A 22178-nucleotide genomic window follows, 5' to 3' on the forward strand; every position below is an offset into this window, starting at 1 on the left:
TATGGACTACATTTCCTACATTCGCTCAAAAGTTAGGCATGATAAAGTTATCCTGACCTTTGCTGGTGGTATTTTAGCAGATGACAAGGGACGCGTGCTGTTGCAACTACGCGGAGATAAGAAAACATGGGCTATTCCAGGTGGTGCAATGGAGCTTGGCGAATCCACTCTTGATACTGCTAAGCGTGAATTTTTTGAAGAAACTGGCATTGAAGTAGAAGCTACTCGTTTTCTCAATGTTTACAGTAATTTCGAGGAAGTTTATCCGAATGGTGATGCGGTGCAGACGGTTGTCTTCATCTATGAGCTGGCGGCGGTTTCATCAGTGAATATTGCAGATTTTCACAATGAAGAAACTCTACGCCTGCGTTTCTTTTCTAAGGAAGAAATTGAGAATTTAGAATCTGTGAGTAGTAAGCATCGCCTGATGTTAGCTGAGTATTTTGATGACAACTTTGCGATGGGACATTGAGTTGAGATTGACATATAATCCGTGATTAATTTATTTTTTAAGGAGGTGGGGCAATGGAATTTGTAAATCTTTTAGTGGAAAATGTGGAACGAGCCGAGGAGCGTTTTTTGTCGGTGCTGACTAATTTATCTGTGGAAGAAGCGAATGCTTTTCCGGTTGCGGATACAGTTCCGTCCATTAAGTCTGTGACTTGGTTGACTTGGCATACGGCGCGGGAGCTGGATTTTCAGATTGCTGATTTAGCTAAGACCGAGCCAGTCTGGTTCTCTAAAGGTTGGAAGAAAAAGTTTGCCTTGGATTTGCCAGATGATACGGAAGATTGGCACCATACTCCTCAAGAAGCGCATAGAGTTGTGGTGACAGATATTGAGTTGCTCAAAGACTATCTGTCTGATGCGGTTGCGGCAACAATTGCTTATTTATCAGAGGTGAATGAAGCCAGTCTGGACGATGTTATTGATGAGAATTGGACTCCAGCTGTTAAGCGTGGGAATCGCTTAGTATCGATCATTGACGATGCTGCTATGCATTCAGGTCAGGCAATCTATGCTCGCCGCCTGCTAGGAAGAGAAGATTGAAAAAGGTAATGGTAGGGGAAATTCGAGCGGTCGAAAAATCTCATCTAGCTGACTGGGCTTACTTTGCTCATTTAGCTTGGAAGACAGAGAAAAAGAAATTACTAGCAGCATTTTCTGAAGGCAAATTTCCTAATGAATTTTTGTACTACATAGAAGGAGAAGCCGTTGCTTGGATCAGCTTATCTATGCGTTCGGAGTATGTGGAAGGAGCAGAGCAACTTCCTATCGCATATATTGAAGGCATAGCGGTAGCACTTGCTTTTCAAAGAAATGGCATCGCTCATCAACTTCTAGAGTTTGCACAGTCGTGGGCGAAAGAAAAAGGAGTGTACCAGCTAGCTTCAGATTGTGATATGGACAATGCAGTCAGTCAAGCTTTTCACAAGAGTGCGGGATTTGAAGAAATAAGTCGAACTGTTCATTATATGTTACATTTGGATAAGAAAGGATAAAGATTTTATGCCCGAATTACCAGAAGTAGAAACGGTACGCCGTGGTTTAGAGCGGCTGGTTAAAGGAAAAGAGATTGAAAAGGTAGATGTCCGTTATGCCAAGATGATTGGAACGGGGGCAGATCCTTTTGTCTTAGAATTACCAGGGCAAAGCATTAATGCTGTTGGGCGTCGGGGCAAGTATCTGATTTTTTATTTGACGAATTGGGTGCTGATTTCGCATTTGCGAATGGAAGGAAAGTATCTTTTCTATCCTGAAGAGGTCCAGTTGACGAAGCATTCTCATGTAATTTTTCATTTTACAGATGGCAGCAGCCTCGTTTATCAGGATGTTCGGAAATTTGGCACGATGGAGTTGTTGAGAAAAGAGCAATTAGAATCCTATTTTACTAAGCGAAGACTAGGACCAGAACCGACTGAATCAGATTTTCATTTACCACCATTTAAAGCTGCTCTGAAAAAATCTAAGAAATTGATTAAACCTTACCTGTTGGATCAAACTTTAGTAGCTGGTCTTGGCAATATCTATGTAGATGAAGTATTATGGCGGGCGCAGATTCATCCGGCAAGAGCAGCTCAAAGTTTGACTGCTGGAGAAGCAGAGAAATTACGCAAGCAGATTATTGCAGTCTTGCAGCTAGGTATTGAAAAAGGCGGTTCAACCATTCGCACCTACCGCAATGCTTTGGGAGAAGACGGAACCATGCAGGATTTCCTACAAGTCTATGGAAAAACAGGCCAACCTTGTACTAGATGCGGTCACGAAATTGAAAAAATCAAATTAGCTGGTCGTGGAACTCACCTTTGTCCACATTGTCAAAAAATGAGGTAGGACATGGCAAAAATAATCGGAATTACAGGCGGTATTGCTTCTGGCAAATCGACAGTCACAAATTATCTCAGGCAAAAGGGCTATCAGGTCATTGATGCGGATCAGGTGGTTCATGAATTGCAGGCGAAAGGCGGTAAACTCTATCAAGCATTGGTCAGCTGGCTAGGGTCTGCTATCTTGAACGAAGCAGGTGAGCTTGATCGTCCTAAACTATCTCAGCTCATTTTTTCTAGCCAAGAAAATTTAGCGAAATCTTCCCGGCTACAAAATGATATAATTCGGCAAGAGTTAGCCAATCGACGCGACCAACTGGCTAAGATTGAGGAGACTTTCTTTATGGATATTCCGCTCTTATTTGAGCAGGATTATGCAGACTGGTTTGATGAGGTTTGGCTAGTAGATGTGAGCAAAGGCACTCAGCTAGAACGTTTGATGGCTCGAAACAATCTTAGTCAAGAAGAGGCTCAACAACGCATAGCAGCTCAGCTTTCTTTGGCAGATAAAAGACAAAGAGCTGAGATTGTGATTGATAATAACGGTGCGCTTTCGGATACTTTAAAGCAGGTGCAGGCGCTTTTAGACAAAGAAAGAAGATGATTTTATTAAGAATCAAGTGAATTGGAAACGGAATTTATGGATTGCTTGGCTGGGGAACTTTTTTATAGGTGCTAGCCTGTCACTAGTTGTTCCCTTTATGTCTTTGTACGTGGAAGAATTAGGCGCCAGAGGCTCTATGGTTGAATTTTATTCAGGCTTGGCGGTTTCGAGTACAGCTTTGACAGCCGCACTTTTGTCGCCTGTCTGGGGGAGTTTAGCTGATAGGTACGGTCGCAAACCAATGATGATTCGGGCAGCTTTTGCAATGACCTTTACGATGGGAGGCTTGGCTTTTGTACCGAATGTATTTTGGCTCATTGTATTGAGACTGTTAAATGGGGTGTTTTCTGGTTATGTCCCGAATAGCACGGCTTTGATTGCCAGCCAAGCACCCAAAAAACATTCTGGATATGCCTTGGGAACATTGTCAACAGGTGTCGTAGCGGGGACTCTGATGGGACCACTCTTAGGAGGAATGGTAGCTCAAAGTTTGGGAATGAGAAATGTTTTCCTTTTGGTTGGATTTTTCTTGTTTGTTGTTACTTTGTGGACCATTTTTGGGATAAAAGAAGATTTTCATCCTGTCTCTAAAGGAAAAGAAGTTTCGACCAAGCAACTATTTCAGCGAATTCCTCAAAAATCAATCCTTTTTGGTTTGTTCATTACTAGCATGGTAATTCAGATGATTGGACAGTCCATTTCCCCTATTTTGACACTTTATATCCGCTCTTTAGGACAAAAAGAAAATTTGTTATTGGTATCTGGTGCAATCGTTTCAGCTATGGGAGTTTCAAGCATATTTTCATCTAGTTGGCTGGGAAAATTAGGAGATAAAATGGGAAATCACCGTTTGCTTCTGCTGGCTCTTTTGTATAGTTTTGTAATTTATATTTTCTGTGCGAGGGCTGGTACGCCACTTGAATTGGGAATTTATCGCTTTCTATTTGGATTGGGCACTGGAGCTCTTCTGCCCGGAGTTAGTTCTTTACTGAATAAAATCACACCTAAAGAAGGTATTTCACGGATTTTCAGTTACAATCAAACCTTCTTTTATATTGGTGGCGTTATTGGACCGTTAATGGGGTCAGCTATTTCTGTTCATTTTGGCTATCATTGGGTTTTCTATAGCACAGCAGGTTTAGCTTTATTGAACTTCTTCTTTTTATTGTTTAGTTTTAGAAAATATTTAGGAGCAAAGGAAATCAGTGCGAGTAAAAATTAATTTAAAGTGTTCTTCTTGCGGCAGTCAGAATTATTTAACGAGTAAAAATATGAAAACACATCCAGAAAAGGTTGAGGTATTAAAATACTGTCCCAAAGAAAGAAAAGTGACCTTACATCTTGAATCAAAATAAGTTTTATGGTAAAATAAATGAGATTTTAAGGAGTTTGATATGTATAATTTATTATTAACCATTTTATTAATTTTATCAGTATTTATTTTAATCGCAATTTTTATGCAACCTACAAAAAATCAATCAAGTAATGTATTTGACGCAAGTGCAGGAGATTTGTTTGAACGACCAAAAGCCAGAGGATTTGAAGCAGTTATGCAGCGTTTGACGGGAGTGATGGTTTTCTTTTGGTTGTTGATTGCATTAATGCTGACAATCTTATCTAGTAAATAAAATGGGCTTTGACTTTGTCTTTGCCTATTTTTTCTGTAGTAGATGAGTAAAGGCGACTTAAAGTTTAGAAAACATAAGAAAAAAGGAAAGAATGAAAGAAGAAATTTTAAGCTATTTAAGAGAAAAAAAAGAAGCTAGTATGGATGAACTGGCGCAGGGATTAGGGAAAGAAAAGGCGAAAGACTTTAGAAACCTAGTCAAAACGATTTCTGAAATGGAGCGAAAACGTCAGCTGGCCTTTAGCGATGCAGGGAAAATCCAGCTTCGCAAAGAAAAGCAAATGCTTACCTTGAAAGGAATCTTTCACGCCCATAAAAATGGCTTTGGTTTTGTTACCTTAAATGAAGAAGAGGATGATCTTTTTATTGGTCGCAATGATGTCAACTATGCGATTGATGGTGATACGGTAGAAGTTGCAATCACTAAGGTTGCAGATCGCAGCAAGGGAACATCTGCTGAAGCCAAGGTTATTGATGTTTTGGAACACAGCTTGAAAACAGCAGTGGGTCAGCTTATCTTAGACGAAGAGAAGCCTAAGTATGCTGGCTATATTCGGTCAAAAAATCAGAAAATCAGTCAACCTATTTATATTAAGAAGCCTGCTTTGATTTTGGATGGAACAGAGATTTTAAAAGTAGAGATTGATAAATATCCAACTAAAAAGCATGACTTTTTTGTAGCTAATGTTTTAGATGTGGTCGGTCATAAGGATGATCCAGGGATTGATGTTCTGGAAGTTTTGGAGTCTATGGACATTGTGTCTGAGTTTCCAGAAAGAGTTTTGAAGGAAGCATCAGCGATTCCAGAGACGCTGTCTGAAAAGGATTTTGAAGGACGTTTAAATCTGCGTAATGAAATTACCTTTACCATTGACGGGGCGGATGCGAAAGATTTGGATGATGCAGTTCATATCAAGAAGCTGAAAAACGGCCATTTTGAACTAGGAGTTCACATTGCAGATGTTTCTTACTATGTCAAAGAAGGATCTGAGTTGGACAAGGAAGCCCTCAATCGAGCGACATCGGTTTATGTGATTGACCGAGTGGTGCCTATGCTACCTGAGCGCCTGTCCAATGGCATCTGCTCGCTCAATCCTAATGTAGATCGGCTGACGCAATCGGCTATCATGGAGATTGACCAAAAAGGTCAAGTTGTCAAGCATACTATTACTCAAACAATCATTAAAACTACTTTTCGTATGACCTATAGCGATGTGAATGACATGATTGTAGGAGATGAGGAAAAACGAGCAGCTTTTAAAGTGATTTTACCGAGTGTTGAAGCAATGGTGGAACTTCATACAATTCTTGAGCGGATGCGATACAAACGTGGAGCTCTTAATTTTGATACGAAAGAAGCTAAAATTTTGGTCAATAAGACTGGACGTCCAGTAGATATTATTTTACGTCAGCGGGGACTTGCGGAGCGTATGATTGAGTCCTTTATGCTGGTGGCCAATGAAACAGTGGCAGAGCATTTTGCTACGTTAAACCTGCCCTTTATCTATCGGATTCATGAAGAGCCTAAGGCTGAGAAAGTGCAGAAGTTTATTGATTATGCTTCTACTTTTGGCGTTCGGGTCTACGGAACGGCTAATTCTATGAGCCAATCTGCCCTTCAGGATATTATGAAAGCAGTCCAAGGTCAGCCTTATGAAGAAGTGCTGTCTATGATGCTTTTGCGTTCCATGCAGCAGGCTCGTTACTCAGAGCACAACCACGGTCATTATGGTTTGGCAGCCGAGTTTTATACTCACTTTACTAGTCCGATTCGCCGTTACCCAGACCTTCTGGTTCACCGTATGGTGCGCGATTATGGGCATTCTAAAGAAATAGCAGAGCATTTTGAACAAGTCATTCCAGATATTGCCAGTCAGTCTTCCAGCAGGGAACGGCGAGCTATTGAAGCAGAGCGAGAAGTAGAAGCTATGAAAAAGGCTGAGTTTATGGAAGAATTTGTGGGAGAAGAATTTGATGGTATTGTGTCAAGCGTTGTTAAATTCGGTCTTTTTGTTGAACTTCCAAACACAGTTGAAGGTTTGATTCATGTAACCAACCTGCCAGAATTTTTCCACTACAATGAACGCAATCTAACTTTACAGGGTGAAAAGTCAGGTGTTGTTTTCCGTGTCGGTCAACAGATTCACATTAAGCTAGTTCGGGCTGATAAGGCTACGGGAGAGATTGACTTTGAATACCTACCTAGTGAATATGACGTGATTGAAAAAAGAAAGCAATCCAATCGTGATAGGCGTCAACAGTCGCATCAAGATAACAGAGGACGAAGAGACAAATCTCCAAAAGGAAAAGTTCCTAGGGATAAGAAATTAAAGAAAAACAAGGGCAAGAGACCCTTTTATAAAGAAGTGGTAAAGAAAGGAAGCAAGAATGGCAAAGGGAGAAGGAAAGGTCGTAGCGCAAAATAAAAAAGCACGACACGACTATACGATTGTTGATACGATTGAAACGGGCATGGTTCTGACCGGAACTGAAATCAAAAGTGTGCGGGCTGCACGAATTAACCTGAAAGACGGCTTTGCTCAAGTCAAAAACGGAGAGGTCTGGCTCAGTAATGTTCACATCGCTCCCTATGAGGAGGGCAATATCTGGAATCAAGATCCTGAACGTAGGAGAAAATTGCTATTGCATAAAAAACAAATCCAGAAATTAGAGCAGGAAACCAAAGGAACTGGAATGACTTTGGTTCCCCTTAAAGTTTATCTTAAGGACGGTTATGCCAAGTTACTTTTAGGATTGGCTAAAGGGAAACACGACTATGACAAGCGTGAATCCATTAAACTTCGTGAGCGAAATAGAGATATTGCTCGGACGATTAAGGCTTATAATGTGAGATAATGTACAAGATATAAAAATCGGAAGTTGTTTCCGATTTTTCAGTAGTTTGAAATATTTTATCAGTTAATTTTTATCAAAACCCCTTTTCTAACATGGCAAAAGCTGAGAAATTTTTTCAGCTTTTTATTTGTTTTACGAATAAATAGATAAAGCAAATTTTCATTCAACTTAGGAGGAAAGATGTTAGAGACAATCATTGAAAAGATGAAAGAGTATAAAATTTTGATTGGTTTAAGTTTGATTGGTTTGATAATAGCAGGATTTTTTATGATAAATGGTCAATCTAGTAGACGATCAAATGTAGCAGAGCTCGCACAGGAAACAGTTACGAGTTCGGAGGCAGAATTAGAAGAAATTTCAACTGGAACGAAGAAAAACTCACAGAAAGAAAAAGCAGAGCCTCAAACGAGTTCCAGTGAAGAATCAGAATTTTTAACCGTAGATGTCAAGGGTGCAGTCAAAAATCCAGGTATTTATCAACTGAAAAAGACTAGCCGTATCAATGATGCGATTCAAAAAGCAGGTGGTTTAATGACAGACGCTGACAGCAAGTCTATCAATTTGGCGCAGAAACTAACGGATGAAGCTGTTGTTTATGTGGCAACTATGGGTGAGAATGCGGCGAGTGTTTCAAGCAATACAGGACAATCTTCAACGTCAGGAACTAGTGAAGTCGCATCGCAAAAAGGGAATAAGGTCAATCTAAATACAGCTGATTTATCTGAGTTGCAGACCATTTCTGGTATTGGTCAAAAACGCGCGCAAGATATTTTAGATTATCGGGAGGCAAACGGGAAATTTAATTCCGTTGATGACCTGAAAAATGTATCAGGAGTAGGTGCTAAAACACTAGAGAAATTGAAAGAATATGTCACAGTGGATTAAAAGATTTCCGATTAAGCCGATTTACATTGCTTTTTTGCTCGTCTGGTTGTATTTTGCAATCTATCAAAGTAGCTGGTTAGGCTGGTTGGGTTTTATCTTTCTGGTGATTTGTCTTTTTCGCTTTTATTCACCGAAAGAATGTTTCATGACCTTCATGATCCTCTCTTGTTTTGCTGGTTTTTTCTTTGTTCGTAGGGAAATAGCAGAGCAGAAGACGAAAGTAGAACCTTCTCCCATAAGACAAGTGGCAGTTCTACCTGACACGATTAAGGTAAATGGTGATTCGCTTTCTTTTCGTGGTAAAGCTAATAGGCAGACTTATCAAGTTTACTACAAATTGAAATCAAAGGAAGAACAGTTGGCTTTTCAAAATCTCTCTAGTCTGGTTACATTGACCGTTGAAGGGGAATTTGAAATCCCTGAGAAGAAGCGTAATTTTGCTGGTTTTGATTACCAATCCTATTTAAAAACGCAAGGGATTTATCGAATTTTAAAAGTGGATACCATTTTATCGAGCCAAGATAGAATCAGCTTGCACCCTTTTGAGTGGCTTTCTAGCTGGCGAAGAAAAGCACTGGTATTTATCAAGAACCATTTTCCAAATCCGATGAGTAATTACATGACAGGACTCTTATTTGGTGCCTTGGATACATCCTTTGACGAAATGAGCAATCTTTATTCTAGCTTGGGAATTATTCATTTATTTGCGCTGTCTGGCATGCAAGTTGGCTTTTTTATGGAGGGATTTCGCAAGTTACTGTTAAGGCTGGGGTTTACACAAGAAATGGTTCGTAAATGCCAATATCCATTTTCTTTCTTTTATGCGGGAATGACTGGATTTTCAGTATCCGTTGTACGGAGCTTAGTTCAGAAATTATTATCGCAACATGGTATCACTAAGTTAGATAATTTTGCTTTAACGATGATGATATTGTCCTTGATTATGCCGTCCTTTCTTTTGTCGGCAGGAGGAGTTCTCTCCTGTGCTTATGCTTTTGTCATTAGTGTGATAGATTTTGAAAGTCTGACTTCTTGGCGAAAAGTTGTTGTAGAGAGTAGCGTTATTTCACTTGGTGTTTTACCAATTCTAATCTTTTACTTTGGTGAATTTCAACCTTGGTCTATTTTGTTGACATTTGTTTTTTCACTAATTTTCGATACAATGATGCTGCCAGGCTTGATGTTTATTTTTCTTTTTTCGCCTTTGATAAAGCTGACTCAAGTCAATCTTTTATTTGAAGGTTTAGAAAATAGTATTCGTTGGATAGCAAGTGTCTTTGGTAAACCAATCGTTTTTGGGCAGCCCAGTCCGCTTTTGCTGATTGTCATGTTACTTGTACTAGCTATTTTGTACGATATTCGGCAAAATAAAAAGTGGGTAATATTTCTTAGTCTGTTTCTTTCATTACTATTTTTCATAAATAAATTTCCTTTGCAAAACGAGATCACAATGGTTGATGTCGGACAGGGAGATAGTATTTTTCTGAGAGATTGGAAAGGAAATAATGTATTGATTGATGTTGGTGGACGTGAGGAAATTAGAATAAAAGAAGCTTGGCAAAAACGAGCAACTAGCTCAAATGCAGAGAAAACTTTGATTCCTTACCTAAAAAGTCGTGGCATAGATACGATTGATACTTTAGTCTTAACAAATCCTAATCCAGATTATGCAGGAGATGTATTAAAAGTGGTTAAAAAGTTTGCGGTAAAGAAAATTTTTATTTCCAGAAGTAGTTTGAATGATGCAGACTTTTTAAATAAATTAAAGGAGACAAGGACGTTTGTTCATGTCGTAAAACAAGGAGACAAACTTCCTATTTTTGATCATCATTTGCAAGTTCTTTCTGGTACGAATAAGAATGATCAATCGCTAGTTTTATATGGTCAATTTTTTCGTACAAGGTTTTTATTTATGAGCAATTTAACAGAAGAGGATGAAATAAAGCTAATGCAACTTTATCCAAAGCTAAAAACAGATGTCTTGAAGGTTGGGCAACATGGAGCCAAAAATTCATCACATTCAAAATTTTTACAGCAAATAGAACCGGCAGTTGCACTCATTTCTGTTGGGAAAAATAACCAATCCAAATCTCCGAATCAAGAGACGATAGAGCGATTGAATCGCTTCAATGCGAAGATTTATCGAACGGATAAACAAGGCGCTATCAAACTTTCAGGATGGACAAAATGGCAATTAGAAACAGTTCAATAGCCAGAGTTCTAAAATGGAGATTCCGTTGATTTATTAGGAAAAGTATGATATTCCTATTAGAAATTAAAATGTTAGGAGATTTATGATGTTTACAGCTTATAAAAAGTTTTGGACTCACTATGCTGATTTTGAAGGAAAATCAACTAGATCTGACTATTGGTGGTCTGTTTTGTACAATGTTTTGATTACACTTCCATTTGGTATTATGGCTTTTGGGTCAATTTTGGTTGCAATCTTCAATGTTGTACAGCAAGCGACTTATTATGATTATGAAGGAGGATTTGATCCAAGTATTTTTATAAGTAGTTTAGGTTCCGAATTTTTTATCATTATTTTATTGAGTGTTTTTGGGATAGCAACTTTAGTCCCAAATTTGGCGATTATTGTGCGTCGTTTGCGGGATGCTGGCTATCATTGGGCATTTATCTTTTTATATGCAGATCCTATGCTTTTGATGTGGGTTCCAATTTTAAATATTTTGGCTGCCGTTGCTATGTTACCATGTTCTATCGCTCTAATTGTCCTACTTTGTATGCCAACTAAAGAAGTGAAAACATCTACGGTTCACCAAGGACAATTTACGACACAACAAGCACAACCTCAGCAACAACCTGTTCAAGCACAACAATTTACTCAACCACAAGAATAAGCAGTTGAACCTGAAACAACACCAAATCAACCTCAACAAGAATCTGCGACTACAACTGAAACTCCAGAACAAGTTGTTCAATCAGATGAGAAAGAGTTGGACTCAGCTATCTCTGAAGATAACTAAACTAGAAATGCTCCAATAATATATTGGGGTATTTTTTAGAAATGACGATTTTTTTAATATCATTTTTATGAATTTATTCCTGAATAAGCCAATCTTATATCTCATTTATCTCATTAGAAAAATGACCTATTTAAGCTAATTTTTAGTCTTTATTTGGATCGTTGTGATAATCAATGATAAAGCAAATGATAGCAATCGCAAAAATAAATAATCCAAATCCGATAATAGTTTTTATTATGATATTTGAAAAGTAAAATAAAGCAATAACCAAAAGTAAAAATACAATAAACCAAGACCACATAAAATTGCTCCCTTCTCAATTTATTATAACATAAAGGAATATTCTGAATAATTGTAATCCTTGATTTTATTCGATTGTTTAGATAGAAAAGCATAGTTTGATTTCATAGGATTTTGTCAAAAGGGATGTCTCTACACAAAAAGTCAGCTAAATGAAGGAAAATTTGGTATGATAAAGATAATTATGTAGCTAGGAGAATGACCATGGAAAATAAGGTACGCTATAATTGGGCAACTTTAGGTACAGGTGTGATTGCTAATGAATTGGCACAGGCCTTGGAGAAATTGGGTGGAAAACTCTATTCTGTTGCCAATCGAACGTATGCAAAAGGTGTGGATTTTGCACAGAAATATGGTATTGAAAAAGTTTATGATCAGATTGATGATGTATTTAAGGACGAAAATGTGGACATTATCTATATTTCCACACCACATAATACGCATATTGATTTTTTACGAAAAGCATTAAAAAACGGGAAACACGTTTTATGTGAGAAGTCCATTACGCTCAATTCAGAAGAATTGGAAGAAGCAGTTTTATTAGCCGAACAAGAACATGTCGTTTTGGCAGAAGCGATGACGATTTACCACATGCCAATCTATCGAAAATTGAACAACATCATCTCCAGTGGTCAATTAGGTGATTTAAAAATGATTCAAATGAACTTTGGTAGCTACAAAGAATATGATATGACAAATCGTTTCTTTAATCGTCAGCTTGCTGGCGGTGCACTGTTAGATATTGGCGTGTATGCCTTGTCATTTGTTCGGTGGTTTATGACATCTCGACCCAATCAAATTCTTTCACAAGTGAAATTTGCACCAACGGGCGTTGATGAGCAGGCGGGGGTTCTTCTGACGAATGCTGAAGGAGAAATGGCAACTTTGACCTTGAGTCTCCACGCTAAACAGCCTAAGCGAGGAACAATTGCTTATGATAAAGGCTATATTGAAATATATGAATATCCTCGAGGACAAAAGGCGGTTATTACCTATACGGGGGACGGGCATCAAGAAATCATTGAAGCTGGAAAGACGAGTGATGCTTTAATGTATGAAATTCTTGATATGGAAGAAGCAGTAGCTGGTGACAAAAATGAGATGTATTTGGATTATAGTCGTGATGTCATGAAAATCATGACGGATTTGCGAAAAGAGTGGGGCATGACTTATCCAGAGGAAGAAAAATAACGATATAGAACAGGAGAAACAATGGAACACTCAGCTTGGCATAGTTTGATTAAGCAACAATTACCTGATGGTTATTTTGGTAAAATTAATTATTTTTTAAATCAGGTTTATTCATCAGGCACAATCTATCCGCCGCGTGAAAAAGTATTTAATGCGATACAAACGACGGATTTAGCAGATGTAAAAGTAGTGATTTTGGGACAAGACCCTTATCATGGTCCGCGTCAAGCGCAGGGGCTGAGCTTTTCAGTACCAGATGATATTACAGCGCCGCCTTCTCTTCAAAATATTTTGAAAGAGTTAGCAGATGACATTGGCATCAAAGAATCTCATGATTTGACACCATGGGCACGGCAAGGAGTCTTGCTGCTGAATGCCAGTTTGACTGTTCCTGCTGGGCAAGCAAATGGACATGCCGGTCAAATCTGGGAACCGTTTACGGATGCTGTGATTAAGGTTGTCAATGAAAAAGATACACCTGTTGTCTTTATACTCTGGGGCTCTTATGCACGCAAGAAAAAAGCCTTGATAACTAATCCTAGACATCTCATTTTAGAATCTCCTCATCCGAGTCCCTTATCCGCTCATCGTGGATTTTTTGGCAGCAAACCTTTTTCTAAAACCAATGCCTTTCTAACAGCGCAAGGGATAGAGCCGATAAATTGGTTATTATAAGTAGTTTTATATAGTGGTATTTTCGAAAGGAGAAAAATGGTTAAGTTAGCAACGATTTGCTATATTGACAACGGCAAAGAATTTTTATTGCTACATCGAAATAAAAAGCCTAATGATGTTCATGCTGGTAAGTGGATTGGTGTTGGGGGTAAATTAGAGAAAGGTGAAACGCCGCAGGAGTGCGCTGTAAGAGAAATCTTTGAAGAAACAGGTTTGCGGGTCAATAAGCCAGTATTAAAAGGTATTATCACGTTTCCAGATTTTACACCTAACCATGATTGGTATACCTATGTATTTAAAGTGACGGAGTTTGAGGGAGACTTGATTGACTGCGATGAGGGGACTTTGGAATGGGTGCCTTATGAACAAGTTTTGTCCAAACCAACTTGGGAGGGAGATCATACGTTTCTATCTTGGATTTTAGAAGATAAACCATTCTTCTCGGCTAAATTTTCTTACAAAGGAGAGAAGTTGGTGGAGAGTCATGTTGATTTTTATGGAGAATAAGGAGAAAAGTACATGTTGTTAATTAAAAATGGTCGTGTCATGGACCCTAAGTCTGGTTTAGATCAGATTTGCGATGTTTTGGTTAAGGATAAAAAAATTCTTAAAATTGGTCAGGATTTGAAGGCAGAAAACGCTCAGGTGATTGATGCGACTGGATTGGTGGTGGCGCCAGGGCTGATTGATATTCATGTTCATTTTCGTGAACCTGGTCAGACGCATAAAGAAGATATTCATACGGGTGCTTTAGCTGCGGCAGCGGGTGGATTTACAACGGTTGTCATGATGGCAAATACCACTCCAACGATTTCAACAGTAGAGACGTTGAAAGAAGTATTAGAATCTGCCAATCATGAAAACATTCATATTAAGTCTGTTGCAACCATTACAAAGAATTTTGATGGACAGCATTTGACAGATTTCAAAGCGCTTTTGGAAGCGGGAGCTATTGGTTTTTCAGATGACGGAATTCCATTAAAAAGTACAAAAGTGGTACGCGAAGCTTTGGAAGAAGCTGACAAAAATGGTACATTTATCTGCCTTCACGAAGAGGACCCAGAACTCAATGGTATCCTTGGGTTTAATGAGCAGATTGCCAAAGAACATTTTGGATTTTGCGGTGCGACTGGGGTCGCTGAATATAGTATGATTGCGCGTGACGTGATGATTGCTCATGCAACCAATACTCATATTCATATCCAGCATTTATCAAAAGCAGAAAGTGTGAAAGTCGTGGAATTCGCTCAGCAATTGGGCACTCACGTAACAGCAGAAGCAGCGCCGCAGCATTTTTCTAAGACAGAAGAGCTATTGCTGTTAAAAGGAAGCAATGCCAAGATGAACCCGCCCCTTCGTTTGGAATCAGATCGTTTAGCTGTCATTGAAGGACTTAAGTCTGGAGTTATTTCAGTCATTGCGACAGACCATGCACCTCACCACGCTGATGAAAAGAATGCAAAAGACATCACCAAAGCACCATCTGGCATGACAGGTCTAGAGACATCACTTTCGCTTGGCTTGACGTATTTGGTGGAAGCAGGTCATTTGACACTCATGCAGTTGCTGGAAAAAATGACAATTAACCCAGCGCAACTCTATGATTTTGAAGCGGGTTATCTTGCTGAGAATGGGCCAGCAGATCTCACCATTTTCGATGCAGATGCTGAACGCATGATAACAGAAGATTTTGCCTCAAAAGCAGCTAATTCACCATTTATCGGTGAAAAATTAAAAGGTGTTGTTCACTATACGATCTGTGATGGACAAATTGTCTATGGAGGCAAATCATCATAACAAGCATAAGGTTGGAAGTGTTTTTCAACCTTATTGTATTTTAAATTTCTTATAATTTTTAGAAAATTTTCTGTTTATTAGGATAAAAAATGATACAATAGAGAAGTTAAAATAGTCCCGAAAAGGTAGTCAAAGGTTAAATATTAACCATAGAGACTAGTGCTTTGTAACTTTTTAACGTAAGTCTGTTTACAGATTTTCAAGTAACTTCCTAGCAATAATAGAATTTTTAGGAGGGAATATTTCATTAAAAGGGGGACATGAATATGTCAGAACGTAAACTTTTCACGTCTGAATCTGTATCTGAAGGACATCCAGATAAGATTGCAGACCAAATTTCAGATGCTATTTTAGATGCTATCTTGGAGCAGGATCCAGAAGCTCATGTGGCTGCTGAGACAGCTGTCTATACAGGCTCTGTCCATGTTTTTGGGGAAATATCCACAAATGCTTATGTGGATATTAACCGCATAGTTCGCGATACAATTGCAGAGATTGGTTATACAAAAGCTGAATATGGTTTTTCAGCAGAAACAGTGGGGGTGCATCCGTCGCTTGTTGAGCAATCACCAGATATCGCTCAAGGGGTGAATGAAGCCCTTGAAATTCGTGGAAATGCTGAACAAGATCCGCTTGATTTGATTGGTGCCGGTGATCAGGGGCTGATGTTTGGTTTTGCTGTAGATGAAACACCTGAACTAATGCCGTTGCCTATTTCTCTCAGTCACAAATTAGTCCGTCGTTTAGCAGAGCTTCGCAAGTCTGGAGAAATTTCCTATCTTCGTCCGGATGCAAAATCTCAAGTAACGGTTGAATACGATGAAAATGACCAACCAGTGCGCGTGGATGCTGTCGTTATTTCTACACAACATGACCCAGAAGTAAGCAATGAGCAGATTCATCAAGATGTGATTGAAAAGGTCATTAAAGAAGTAGTTCCAGCAGAGTATTTGGATGAAAAAAGTAAGTTTTTCATCAATCCAACCGGCCGCTTTGTTATTGGCGGACCTCAAGGAGATTCTGGTTTAACTGGACGTAAGATTATCGTTGATACATACGGCGGTTATGCACGCCATGGAGGTGGGGCTTTCTCAGGAAAAGATGCCACAAAAGTCGATCGTTCTGCTTCTTATGCAGCGCGTTATATTGCTAAAAATATTGTTGCAGCAGGATTAGCTAAGAAAGTAGAAGTTCAGCTAGCCTATGCTATCGGAGTTGCACATCCAGTATCAGTCCGCATTGATACTTTTGGTACAGGTGCAGTTTCAGAAAGCAAGCTTCAAGAAGCAGTTCGACAAATTTTTGATCTTCGTCCAGTGGGTATTATTCAAATGCTTGATTTGAAACGACCAATTTACCGTCAGACTGCTGCCTATGGGCACATGGGACGTACGGATATTGACCTGCCGTGGGAAAAACTTGATAAAGTAGATGCTTTGAAAGCAGCTGTGAAATAACAAGTAGGTCGCTTAGACCAAAAATCTTTAGTTTCAAAATAAACCAGTAGCGCAGTTGGCTGATTACTCAAAGCAGAACTTGGATATAGCGAACAGAGCTTGTGCTAAGCAAGTCTCAAGACTATTCGTTTTTCAAGCTCAGAAAAGAGTACTTTTGATAAAAAACTTTTACCTCTCAACAGTCTAGGAAATTGTTGAGCAACCTTTCGGGGATGAGATTACGAACTAAAAATTTTCAAATTTTAGTTCGATCTCACTCCTTTTTTAATGTTACAAAAATAAAATGGCTCTGTAATCGTTATATAACAAGAATGACAAGTCAAAAGAGATTTTTTTAAAAGGATAGGATTTTCCCAGAAACTGTGTTATAATAAAGTGCAGTATATTTGATTAGAAATTCCTTGAAAGAGCTGAAAATGAAAAAAATTGTAATTAATGGTGGTCGCCCCTTAAAAGGAGAGGTGACTATTAGTGGTGCTAAAAATAGCGTAGTCGCTTTAATTCCGGCGACAATTTTATCTGATGAAATCGTGACATTGGACTGTGTGCCAGATATTTCTGATGTTGTGAGTTTGATTGACATTATGGAAGCTATGGGAGCTACTGTTGAGCGCCAAGATGATACACTGAGAATTGATCCTCGTGGTATAAAAAATATGCCCATGCCTTATGGTAAAATCAATAGCTTGCGTGCTTCTTATTACTTTTATGGTAGCTTGCTGGGCCGCTATGGCGAAGCAACAGTTGGTTTGCCTGGTGGCTGTGATTTGGGTCCACGACCTATTGACTTGCATTTGAAAGCATTTGAAGCCATGGGGGCTACTATGTCTTACGAGGGGAATTCCATGAACCTTTCGACAGGTGGTAAACATCTCCACGGAGCTAGTATATACATGGATACGGTAAGTGTTGGGGCGACCATTAACACCATGCTTGCGGCAGTAAAAGCAAAAGGGCGCACCGTTATTGAAAATGCAGCTCGTGAGCCTGAAATCATTGATGTAGCGACACTTTTGAATAATATGGGAGCACACATTCGAGGAGCTGGTACGGATATTATTGTCATTGAAGGTGTTAACAAACTTCATGGTACTCGTCATCAAGTCATTCCAGATCGAATTGAAGCAGGAACTTATATCTCAATGGCTGCTGCAATTGGTGAAGGCGTGCAAATCAACAATGTCCTTTATGAACACTTAGAAGGCTTTATTGCGAAATTAGAAGAAATGGGAGTTCGCATGACCGTTTCTGAAGATAGTGTGTATGTCGAAAAGCAACATGACTTGAAAGCAATCAATATTAAGACGGCTCCTTATCCAGGCTTTGCTACAGACTTGCAACAGCCTATTACGCCACTTTTATTGACAGCTAAAGGACGTGGCTTAATTATTGATACGATTTATGAAAAGCGAGTAAATCATGTCCCTGAGTTAGCAAAAATGGCAGGTAAGATTTCAACGAGTGCCAATCATATTGCTTATGAAGGACCTAATCAATTGCAAGGTGCAGCGGTCAAAGCAACTGATTTGCGGGCAGGAGCAGCTCTTGTAATTGCAGGATTGTTAGCTCACGGAAAAACTGAGATTACAAATGTAGAATTTATTTTGCGTGGTTATTCAAATATTATTGAAAAGTTGACTAATTTAGGAGCAGACATTCAGCTTGTTGAAGAATAACTCTAAAATAACGTTGGCACGATGAAGTGAGATAGCTCAGTTGGTACGCCAGCTGAGCTTTATCTTAGAGGTAAGATATGAATTTGTGGACAAAATTGGCAGAGTTTGCCTTTATAGAAACAGAACATTTAGTATTGCGTCCATTTTCCTTTATGGATAGTGAAGATTTTTATAAAATTACCTCCAATCCTGAAAATCTACGCTTCATTTTTCCTGTGCAGGCTAATTTACAAGAAAGCCAACATGTATTGGCTAATTATTTTATGAAACATCCTCTTGGAATTTGGGCGATTTGTGATAAAGATTCTGAGAAAATGATCGGATCTATCAAATTTGAAAAGATAGACGAAATCAAGGGCGAAGCAGAGCTTGGTTATTTTCTTCGGCATGATTATTGGGGACATGGTCTGATGACTGAGTGCGTCAAAAATATTGTTTATTTGGCATTTACACAGTTTGATTTGAAGCGACTTTATATTATAACTCATCTGGAAAACAAAGCCAGCCAAAGAGTTGCCGAGAAGACAGGATTTTTTTGTAGGCGGCAGTTCAAGGGGAGCGACCGTTATACACGTAAAATGCGGGATTATTTAGAGTTTTGCTATGAAAAAGGAGACTTTCATGAGTAAACATCAAGAAATTATCGCTTATTTGGAAGAATTACCAGTAGGAAAGCGTGTTAGTGTACGCAGCATTTCCAATTATTTAGGAGTAAGCGAGGGGACTGCTTATCGTGCAATTAAAGAAGCAGAAAACCGTGGATTGGTTGAAACGCGTCCTCGTAGTGGCACTATTCGCGTAAAATCTCCCAAAGTAGAGCTGGAGCACTTAACATTTAAAGAAATTGCTGAAATTACGAGATCAGAAGTATTAGCTGGTCAAGATGGACTTGAAAAGGAATTCAGTAAATTCTCAATCGGGGCAATGACCGAGAAGAATCTCTTACGTTATTTAACGGAAGGAGGTCTCTTGATTATTGGAGACCGCACCCGTATTCAGTTATTGGCTTTGAAGTATGAAAATGCTGTTTTAGTGACAGGTGGCTTAGAAGTGAGTTCTGATGTTTTAAAATTGGCGAACCGCTTAAGCATTCCTGTTCTAAGATCCCAACATGATACCTTTACAGTTGCAACGATTATCAATCGTGCCCTGTCCAACATGCAGATCAAAACAGATATTTTAACCGTGGAACAGGTTTATCGTGGTAGTCATGAGTATGGTTTCTTAAAAGATACAGATACCGTTCGTGATTTTATGGATTTGGTTCGAAGAAACCGTAGCAGTCGTTTTCCTGTTGTTAATCAGCATAATATGGTCGTTGGCGTGGTGACTATGCGTGATACTGGTGACAAGTCTCCTCACACTATTTTGGACAAAGTCATGACGAAAAATATCTATGCCGTTACTTTAAACACCAGCATTGCCAATGTTAGCCAGCGCATGATTACAGAAGACTTTGAAATGGTGCCAGTCATTCGGAGCAATCAAACTCTTCTTGGAGTCATTACGCGTCGTGATGTCATGGAAAAAATGAGTCGGGAACAAATCTCCAGCCTACCAACTTTTGGTGACCAAGTCTCTCAAAAACTTCGTCATATCAACAATGAATTTTCTTTTGTTGTGGAACCTTTTATGTTAGAAAGTAACGGTGTTTTGTCTAATGGGATTCTAACAGAGATTTTAACGACAGCAACGCATCAATACATGACATCTGGCAAGAAAAATATTATTATTGAACAGATGATGATTTATTTCTTGCAAGCTGTTCAGATTGATGAAAGTTTGACACTTCGACCAAGAATTGTTCGACAAACAAGGCACTCTGCTATTTTGGATTACGATATTTATTTAAAACTTCAATTGGTTGCAAAAGCGACCATTACAGTAAAGATAAACTAATACCTCAGATATTAAGGAGAAAGAATGATAACTTTAAAATCACAACGTGAAATTGATTTAATGGAAAAAAGCGGCGCATTTCTCGCCAGTATTCATATCGGTTTAAGGGATTTGATTAAGCCAGGTATTGACATGTGGGAAATTGAAGAATACGTCCGCAGACGTTGTAAGGAGGATAATGCTCTTCCGCTTCAAATTGGCGTAGAAGGGAGCATCATGGACTACCCTTATGCCACTTGCTGCTCATTGAATGATGAAGTGGCACATGCTTTTCCACGTCATCAAAAATTGGTTGAGGGTGACTTAATTAAAGTAGATATGGTTGTTGGCTTGGTTGATAAAGCAGAATTGGATGTTTCTAAACTCGATTTCAACAATGTAGAGCAGATGAAACACTATACAGAAAATTTCCGTGGAGGTGTTGCGGATTCTTGCTGGGCTTATGCAGTTGGTCAAGTGAGTGAAGAAGTGCACCAACTGATGGACGTGACAAAAGAATGCCTTTATCGTGGAATTGAAGCTGCTCAAGTTGGCAATCGAATTGGTGACATTGGTGCAGCGATTCAAGAGTATGCGGAAAGTCATGGCTATGGTGTCGTTCGTGACTTGGTAGGACACGGTGTTGGACCAACCATGCACGAAGAGCCAATGGTGCCTCATTACGGACGCGCTGGACGCGGATTGCGTCTTCGTGAAGGCATGGTTTTGACAATTGAGCCAATGATTTCAACAGGTACTTGGGAGATTGACACAGATTTTGAAACGGGTTGGGCTCACAAAACGCTGGACGGTGGACTTTCTTGTCAATACGAACATCAATTTGTGATTACCAAAGATGGTCCTGTTATCTTAACCAGCCAAGGAGAAGAAGGAACTTATTAAAAATAAGAATGGAAAGGGGCTTTTTGCTCTGTATTCTAGTAGGAGACGAGATGAAAAAGTTTGTTTCTAAGATTGGACAGAACCCGTTTTTACAATCCTTTTTTAAATTTTATCAAGCATCCGAGATTGATTTGACAAGCATTGCGGTGGCATATTATTTGCTGATTTCGATTTTTCCGTTGCTATTGATTGTTGTGAATATATTGCCTTATTTTCAAATTCCGATAACAGAATTTTTGGAAGCAATGGAAGATGTTCTGCCTGAATCGCTGTATGAAGTCGTTGCAAAGGTTACCCGAAATTTGCTAACTCAGCCTTCTTCTGGCTTGTTGAGTTTTTCTATCCTTTCGGCTCTATGGGCATTTTCACAATCAATGTCATTTTTGCAAAAAGCATTTAATAAAGCTTATGGTGTTGCAAAAGATAGAGGTCTGATATCACATAGATTATTTAGTTTAGTCATTAGCTTGGGGTTGCAATTTCTCTTTGCCTTGTCTCTTTTACTGACAATGTTTGGGAGAATGTCGCTTCGCTTGCTTCATAGCTTTTGGGAGTTTGATGATCAACTATATGCCAGTTTGCAAAGAATGACCCAGCCAACTATTTACACCTTGCTGTTTCTTTCTTTACTGATGCTTTATTACTTTTTACCCAATGTAAAAATCAGGAAAATTCGCTATGTTCTGCCGGGAACGATTTTTGTAGTTTTTACGATTGGGGTATTGTTAAATTTATTTTCCGTTTATTTGGACACTTATGTAAATCACTTAATGGATGTCCGATTTTTTAGTTCCATTTTTGTTGTCGTCGTCATGATTTGGTTTACCCTCATTGCCCAAATTATGATTATTGGGGCAATCTTAAATGCAAGTTACCAAGGATGTCACGAAAAAGAATTTGAAACGAGACATAAACAACTGACCGCGCGACTCATCAAAAAAACAAAAAATGAAAAAAGAAGATAATAATTTTTGTTCATGATAAGTTTCTTTACAAGCTATCAAGAATAAAACTT

At 38.9% G+C, this 22178-nt stretch carries 23 protein-coding genes; all 23 read left to right on the forward strand.

The features are described from left to right. Position 1: 1 nt before the first annotated feature. The 23 genes from EL079_RS02525 (at position 2) to EL079_RS02635 (ending at position 22128) form a co-directional block, all read left to right on the forward strand. Positions 2-472 carry an NUDIX hydrolase gene (locus EL079_RS02525; RefSeq protein WP_003032820.1) on the forward strand — a complete coding sequence of 157 codons (471 nt, stop codon included), beginning with the start codon at positions 2-4 and terminating at the stop codon, positions 470-472. Positions 473-525: 53 nt separating this feature from the next. After that, positions 526-1050: a DinB family protein gene (locus tag EL079_RS02530; protein WP_003032811.1), complete on the forward strand. Its 525-nt coding sequence runs from the start codon at positions 526-528 to the stop codon at positions 1048-1050. Positions 1051-1058: 8 nt separating this feature from the next. Continuing rightward, entirely contained in the window at positions 1059-1502 is a 444-nt protein-coding gene (locus tag EL079_RS02535) for a GNAT family N-acetyltransferase (RefSeq protein ID WP_037582500.1), read from the forward strand. A 7-nt stretch (positions 1503-1509) separates the two neighbouring features. Next, positions 1510-2334 carry a DNA-formamidopyrimidine glycosylase gene (mutM, locus tag EL079_RS02540; RefSeq protein ID WP_003032837.1) on the forward strand — a complete coding sequence of 275 codons (825 nt, stop codon included), beginning with the start codon at positions 1510-1512 and terminating at the stop codon, positions 2332-2334. 3 nt (positions 2335-2337) lie between these two features. Then, positions 2338-2931: a dephospho-CoA kinase gene (gene coaE, locus EL079_RS02545; protein WP_003032818.1), complete on the forward strand. Its 594-nt coding sequence runs from the start codon at positions 2338-2340 to the stop codon at positions 2929-2931. A gap of 16 nt (positions 2932-2947) precedes the next feature. After that, positions 2948-4153, forward strand: a complete 1206-nt coding sequence (locus tag EL079_RS02550; protein WP_003032823.1) for a multidrug efflux MFS transporter — start codon at positions 2948-2950, stop codon at positions 4151-4153. Further along, positions 4137-4286 carry a 50S ribosomal protein L33 gene (gene rpmG / locus EL079_RS02555; protein WP_003024746.1) on the forward strand — a complete coding sequence of 50 codons (150 nt, stop codon included), beginning with the start codon at positions 4137-4139 and terminating at the stop codon, positions 4284-4286. Before EL079_RS02550 ends, rpmG begins: the two co-directional genes overlap by 17 nt. A 39-nt stretch (positions 4287-4325) precedes the next feature. After that, on the forward strand, positions 4326-4559 hold the full coding sequence (secG, locus tag EL079_RS02560; RefSeq protein WP_003024744.1) for a preprotein translocase subunit SecG: 234 nt from the start codon (positions 4326-4328) through the stop codon (positions 4557-4559). 91 nt (positions 4560-4650) lie between these two features. After that, the gene (gene rnr, locus EL079_RS02565) at positions 4651-6984 is read left to right on the forward strand and encodes a ribonuclease R (RefSeq protein WP_018543505.1); all 2334 of its coding nucleotides are present in this window, start codon (positions 4651-4653) and stop codon (positions 6982-6984) included. Further along, positions 6947-7414, forward strand: a complete 468-nt coding sequence (smpB, locus tag EL079_RS02570; RefSeq protein ID WP_003031704.1) for an SsrA-binding protein SmpB — start codon at positions 6947-6949, stop codon at positions 7412-7414. Before rnr ends, smpB begins: the two co-directional genes overlap by 38 nt. Before the next feature lie 180 nt (positions 7415-7594). After that, positions 7595-8299 carry a helix-hairpin-helix domain-containing protein gene (locus tag EL079_RS02575; protein ID WP_003031685.1) on the forward strand — a complete coding sequence of 235 codons (705 nt, stop codon included), beginning with the start codon at positions 7595-7597 and terminating at the stop codon, positions 8297-8299. After that, positions 8283-10511, forward strand: a complete 2229-nt coding sequence (locus tag EL079_RS02580) for a DNA internalization-related competence protein ComEC/Rec2 (RefSeq protein ID WP_003031687.1) — start codon at positions 8283-8285, stop codon at positions 10509-10511. Before EL079_RS02575 ends, EL079_RS02580 begins: the two co-directional genes overlap by 17 nt. 82 nt (positions 10512-10593) lie before the next feature. Next, complete coding sequence (locus EL079_RS02585) at positions 10594-11160, forward strand: DUF805 domain-containing protein (protein WP_223349562.1); 567 nt, start codon at positions 10594-10596, stop codon at positions 11158-11160. 630 nt (positions 11161-11790) lie between these two features. Further along, positions 11791-12777 carry a Gfo/Idh/MocA family protein gene (locus EL079_RS02590; protein WP_003024723.1) on the forward strand — a complete coding sequence of 329 codons (987 nt, stop codon included), beginning with the start codon at positions 11791-11793 and terminating at the stop codon, positions 12775-12777. A 21-nt stretch (positions 12778-12798) separates the two neighbouring features. Then, on the forward strand, positions 12799-13452 hold the full coding sequence (locus tag EL079_RS02595; RefSeq protein ID WP_018543504.1) for a uracil-DNA glycosylase: 654 nt from the start codon (positions 12799-12801) through the stop codon (positions 13450-13452). 36 nt (positions 13453-13488) lie between these two features. Then, positions 13489-13959 carry an NUDIX hydrolase gene (locus EL079_RS02600; RefSeq protein WP_003031692.1) on the forward strand — a complete coding sequence of 157 codons (471 nt, stop codon included), beginning with the start codon at positions 13489-13491 and terminating at the stop codon, positions 13957-13959. Positions 13960-13971: 12 nt separating this feature from the next. Continuing rightward, the gene (locus EL079_RS02605) at positions 13972-15249 is read left to right on the forward strand and encodes a dihydroorotase (RefSeq protein WP_018543503.1); all 1278 of its coding nucleotides are present in this window, start codon (positions 13972-13974) and stop codon (positions 15247-15249) included. A gap of 266 nt (positions 15250-15515) precedes the next feature. Then, entirely contained in the window at positions 15516-16706 is a 1191-nt protein-coding gene (gene metK / locus EL079_RS02610; protein WP_003031681.1) for a methionine adenosyltransferase, read from the forward strand. A gap of 416 nt (positions 16707-17122) precedes the next feature. Beyond that, positions 17123-18382 carry a UDP-N-acetylglucosamine 1-carboxyvinyltransferase gene (locus EL079_RS02615; RefSeq protein WP_003031684.1) on the forward strand — a complete coding sequence of 420 codons (1260 nt, stop codon included), beginning with the start codon at positions 17123-17125 and terminating at the stop codon, positions 18380-18382. Between the two features lie 77 nt (positions 18383-18459). Next, positions 18460-19011, forward strand: coding sequence for a GNAT family N-acetyltransferase (locus EL079_RS02620; RefSeq protein WP_003031700.1), 552 nt, complete (start codon positions 18460-18462; stop codon positions 19009-19011). Continuing rightward, positions 19004-20281, forward strand: coding sequence for a CBS-HotDog domain-containing transcription factor SpxR (gene spxR / locus EL079_RS02625; RefSeq protein WP_003031698.1), 1278 nt, complete (start codon positions 19004-19006; stop codon positions 20279-20281). The genes EL079_RS02620 and spxR overlap by 8 nt, the downstream gene beginning before the upstream one ends. A 24-nt stretch (positions 20282-20305) precedes the next feature. After that, the gene (locus EL079_RS02630) at positions 20306-21163 is read left to right on the forward strand and encodes a methionyl aminopeptidase (RefSeq protein ID WP_003024703.1); all 858 of its coding nucleotides are present in this window, start codon (positions 20306-20308) and stop codon (positions 21161-21163) included. A 50-nt stretch (positions 21164-21213) separates the two neighbouring features. Further along, complete coding sequence (locus EL079_RS02635; RefSeq protein WP_018543501.1) at positions 21214-22128, forward strand: YihY/virulence factor BrkB family protein; 915 nt, start codon at positions 21214-21216, stop codon at positions 22126-22128. Positions 22129-22178: the final 50 nt, after the last annotated feature.

This window comes from Streptococcus anginosus (assembly GCF_900636475.1).
Classification (GTDB): Bacteria; Bacillota; Bacilli; order Lactobacillales; family Streptococcaceae; genus Streptococcus; species Streptococcus anginosus.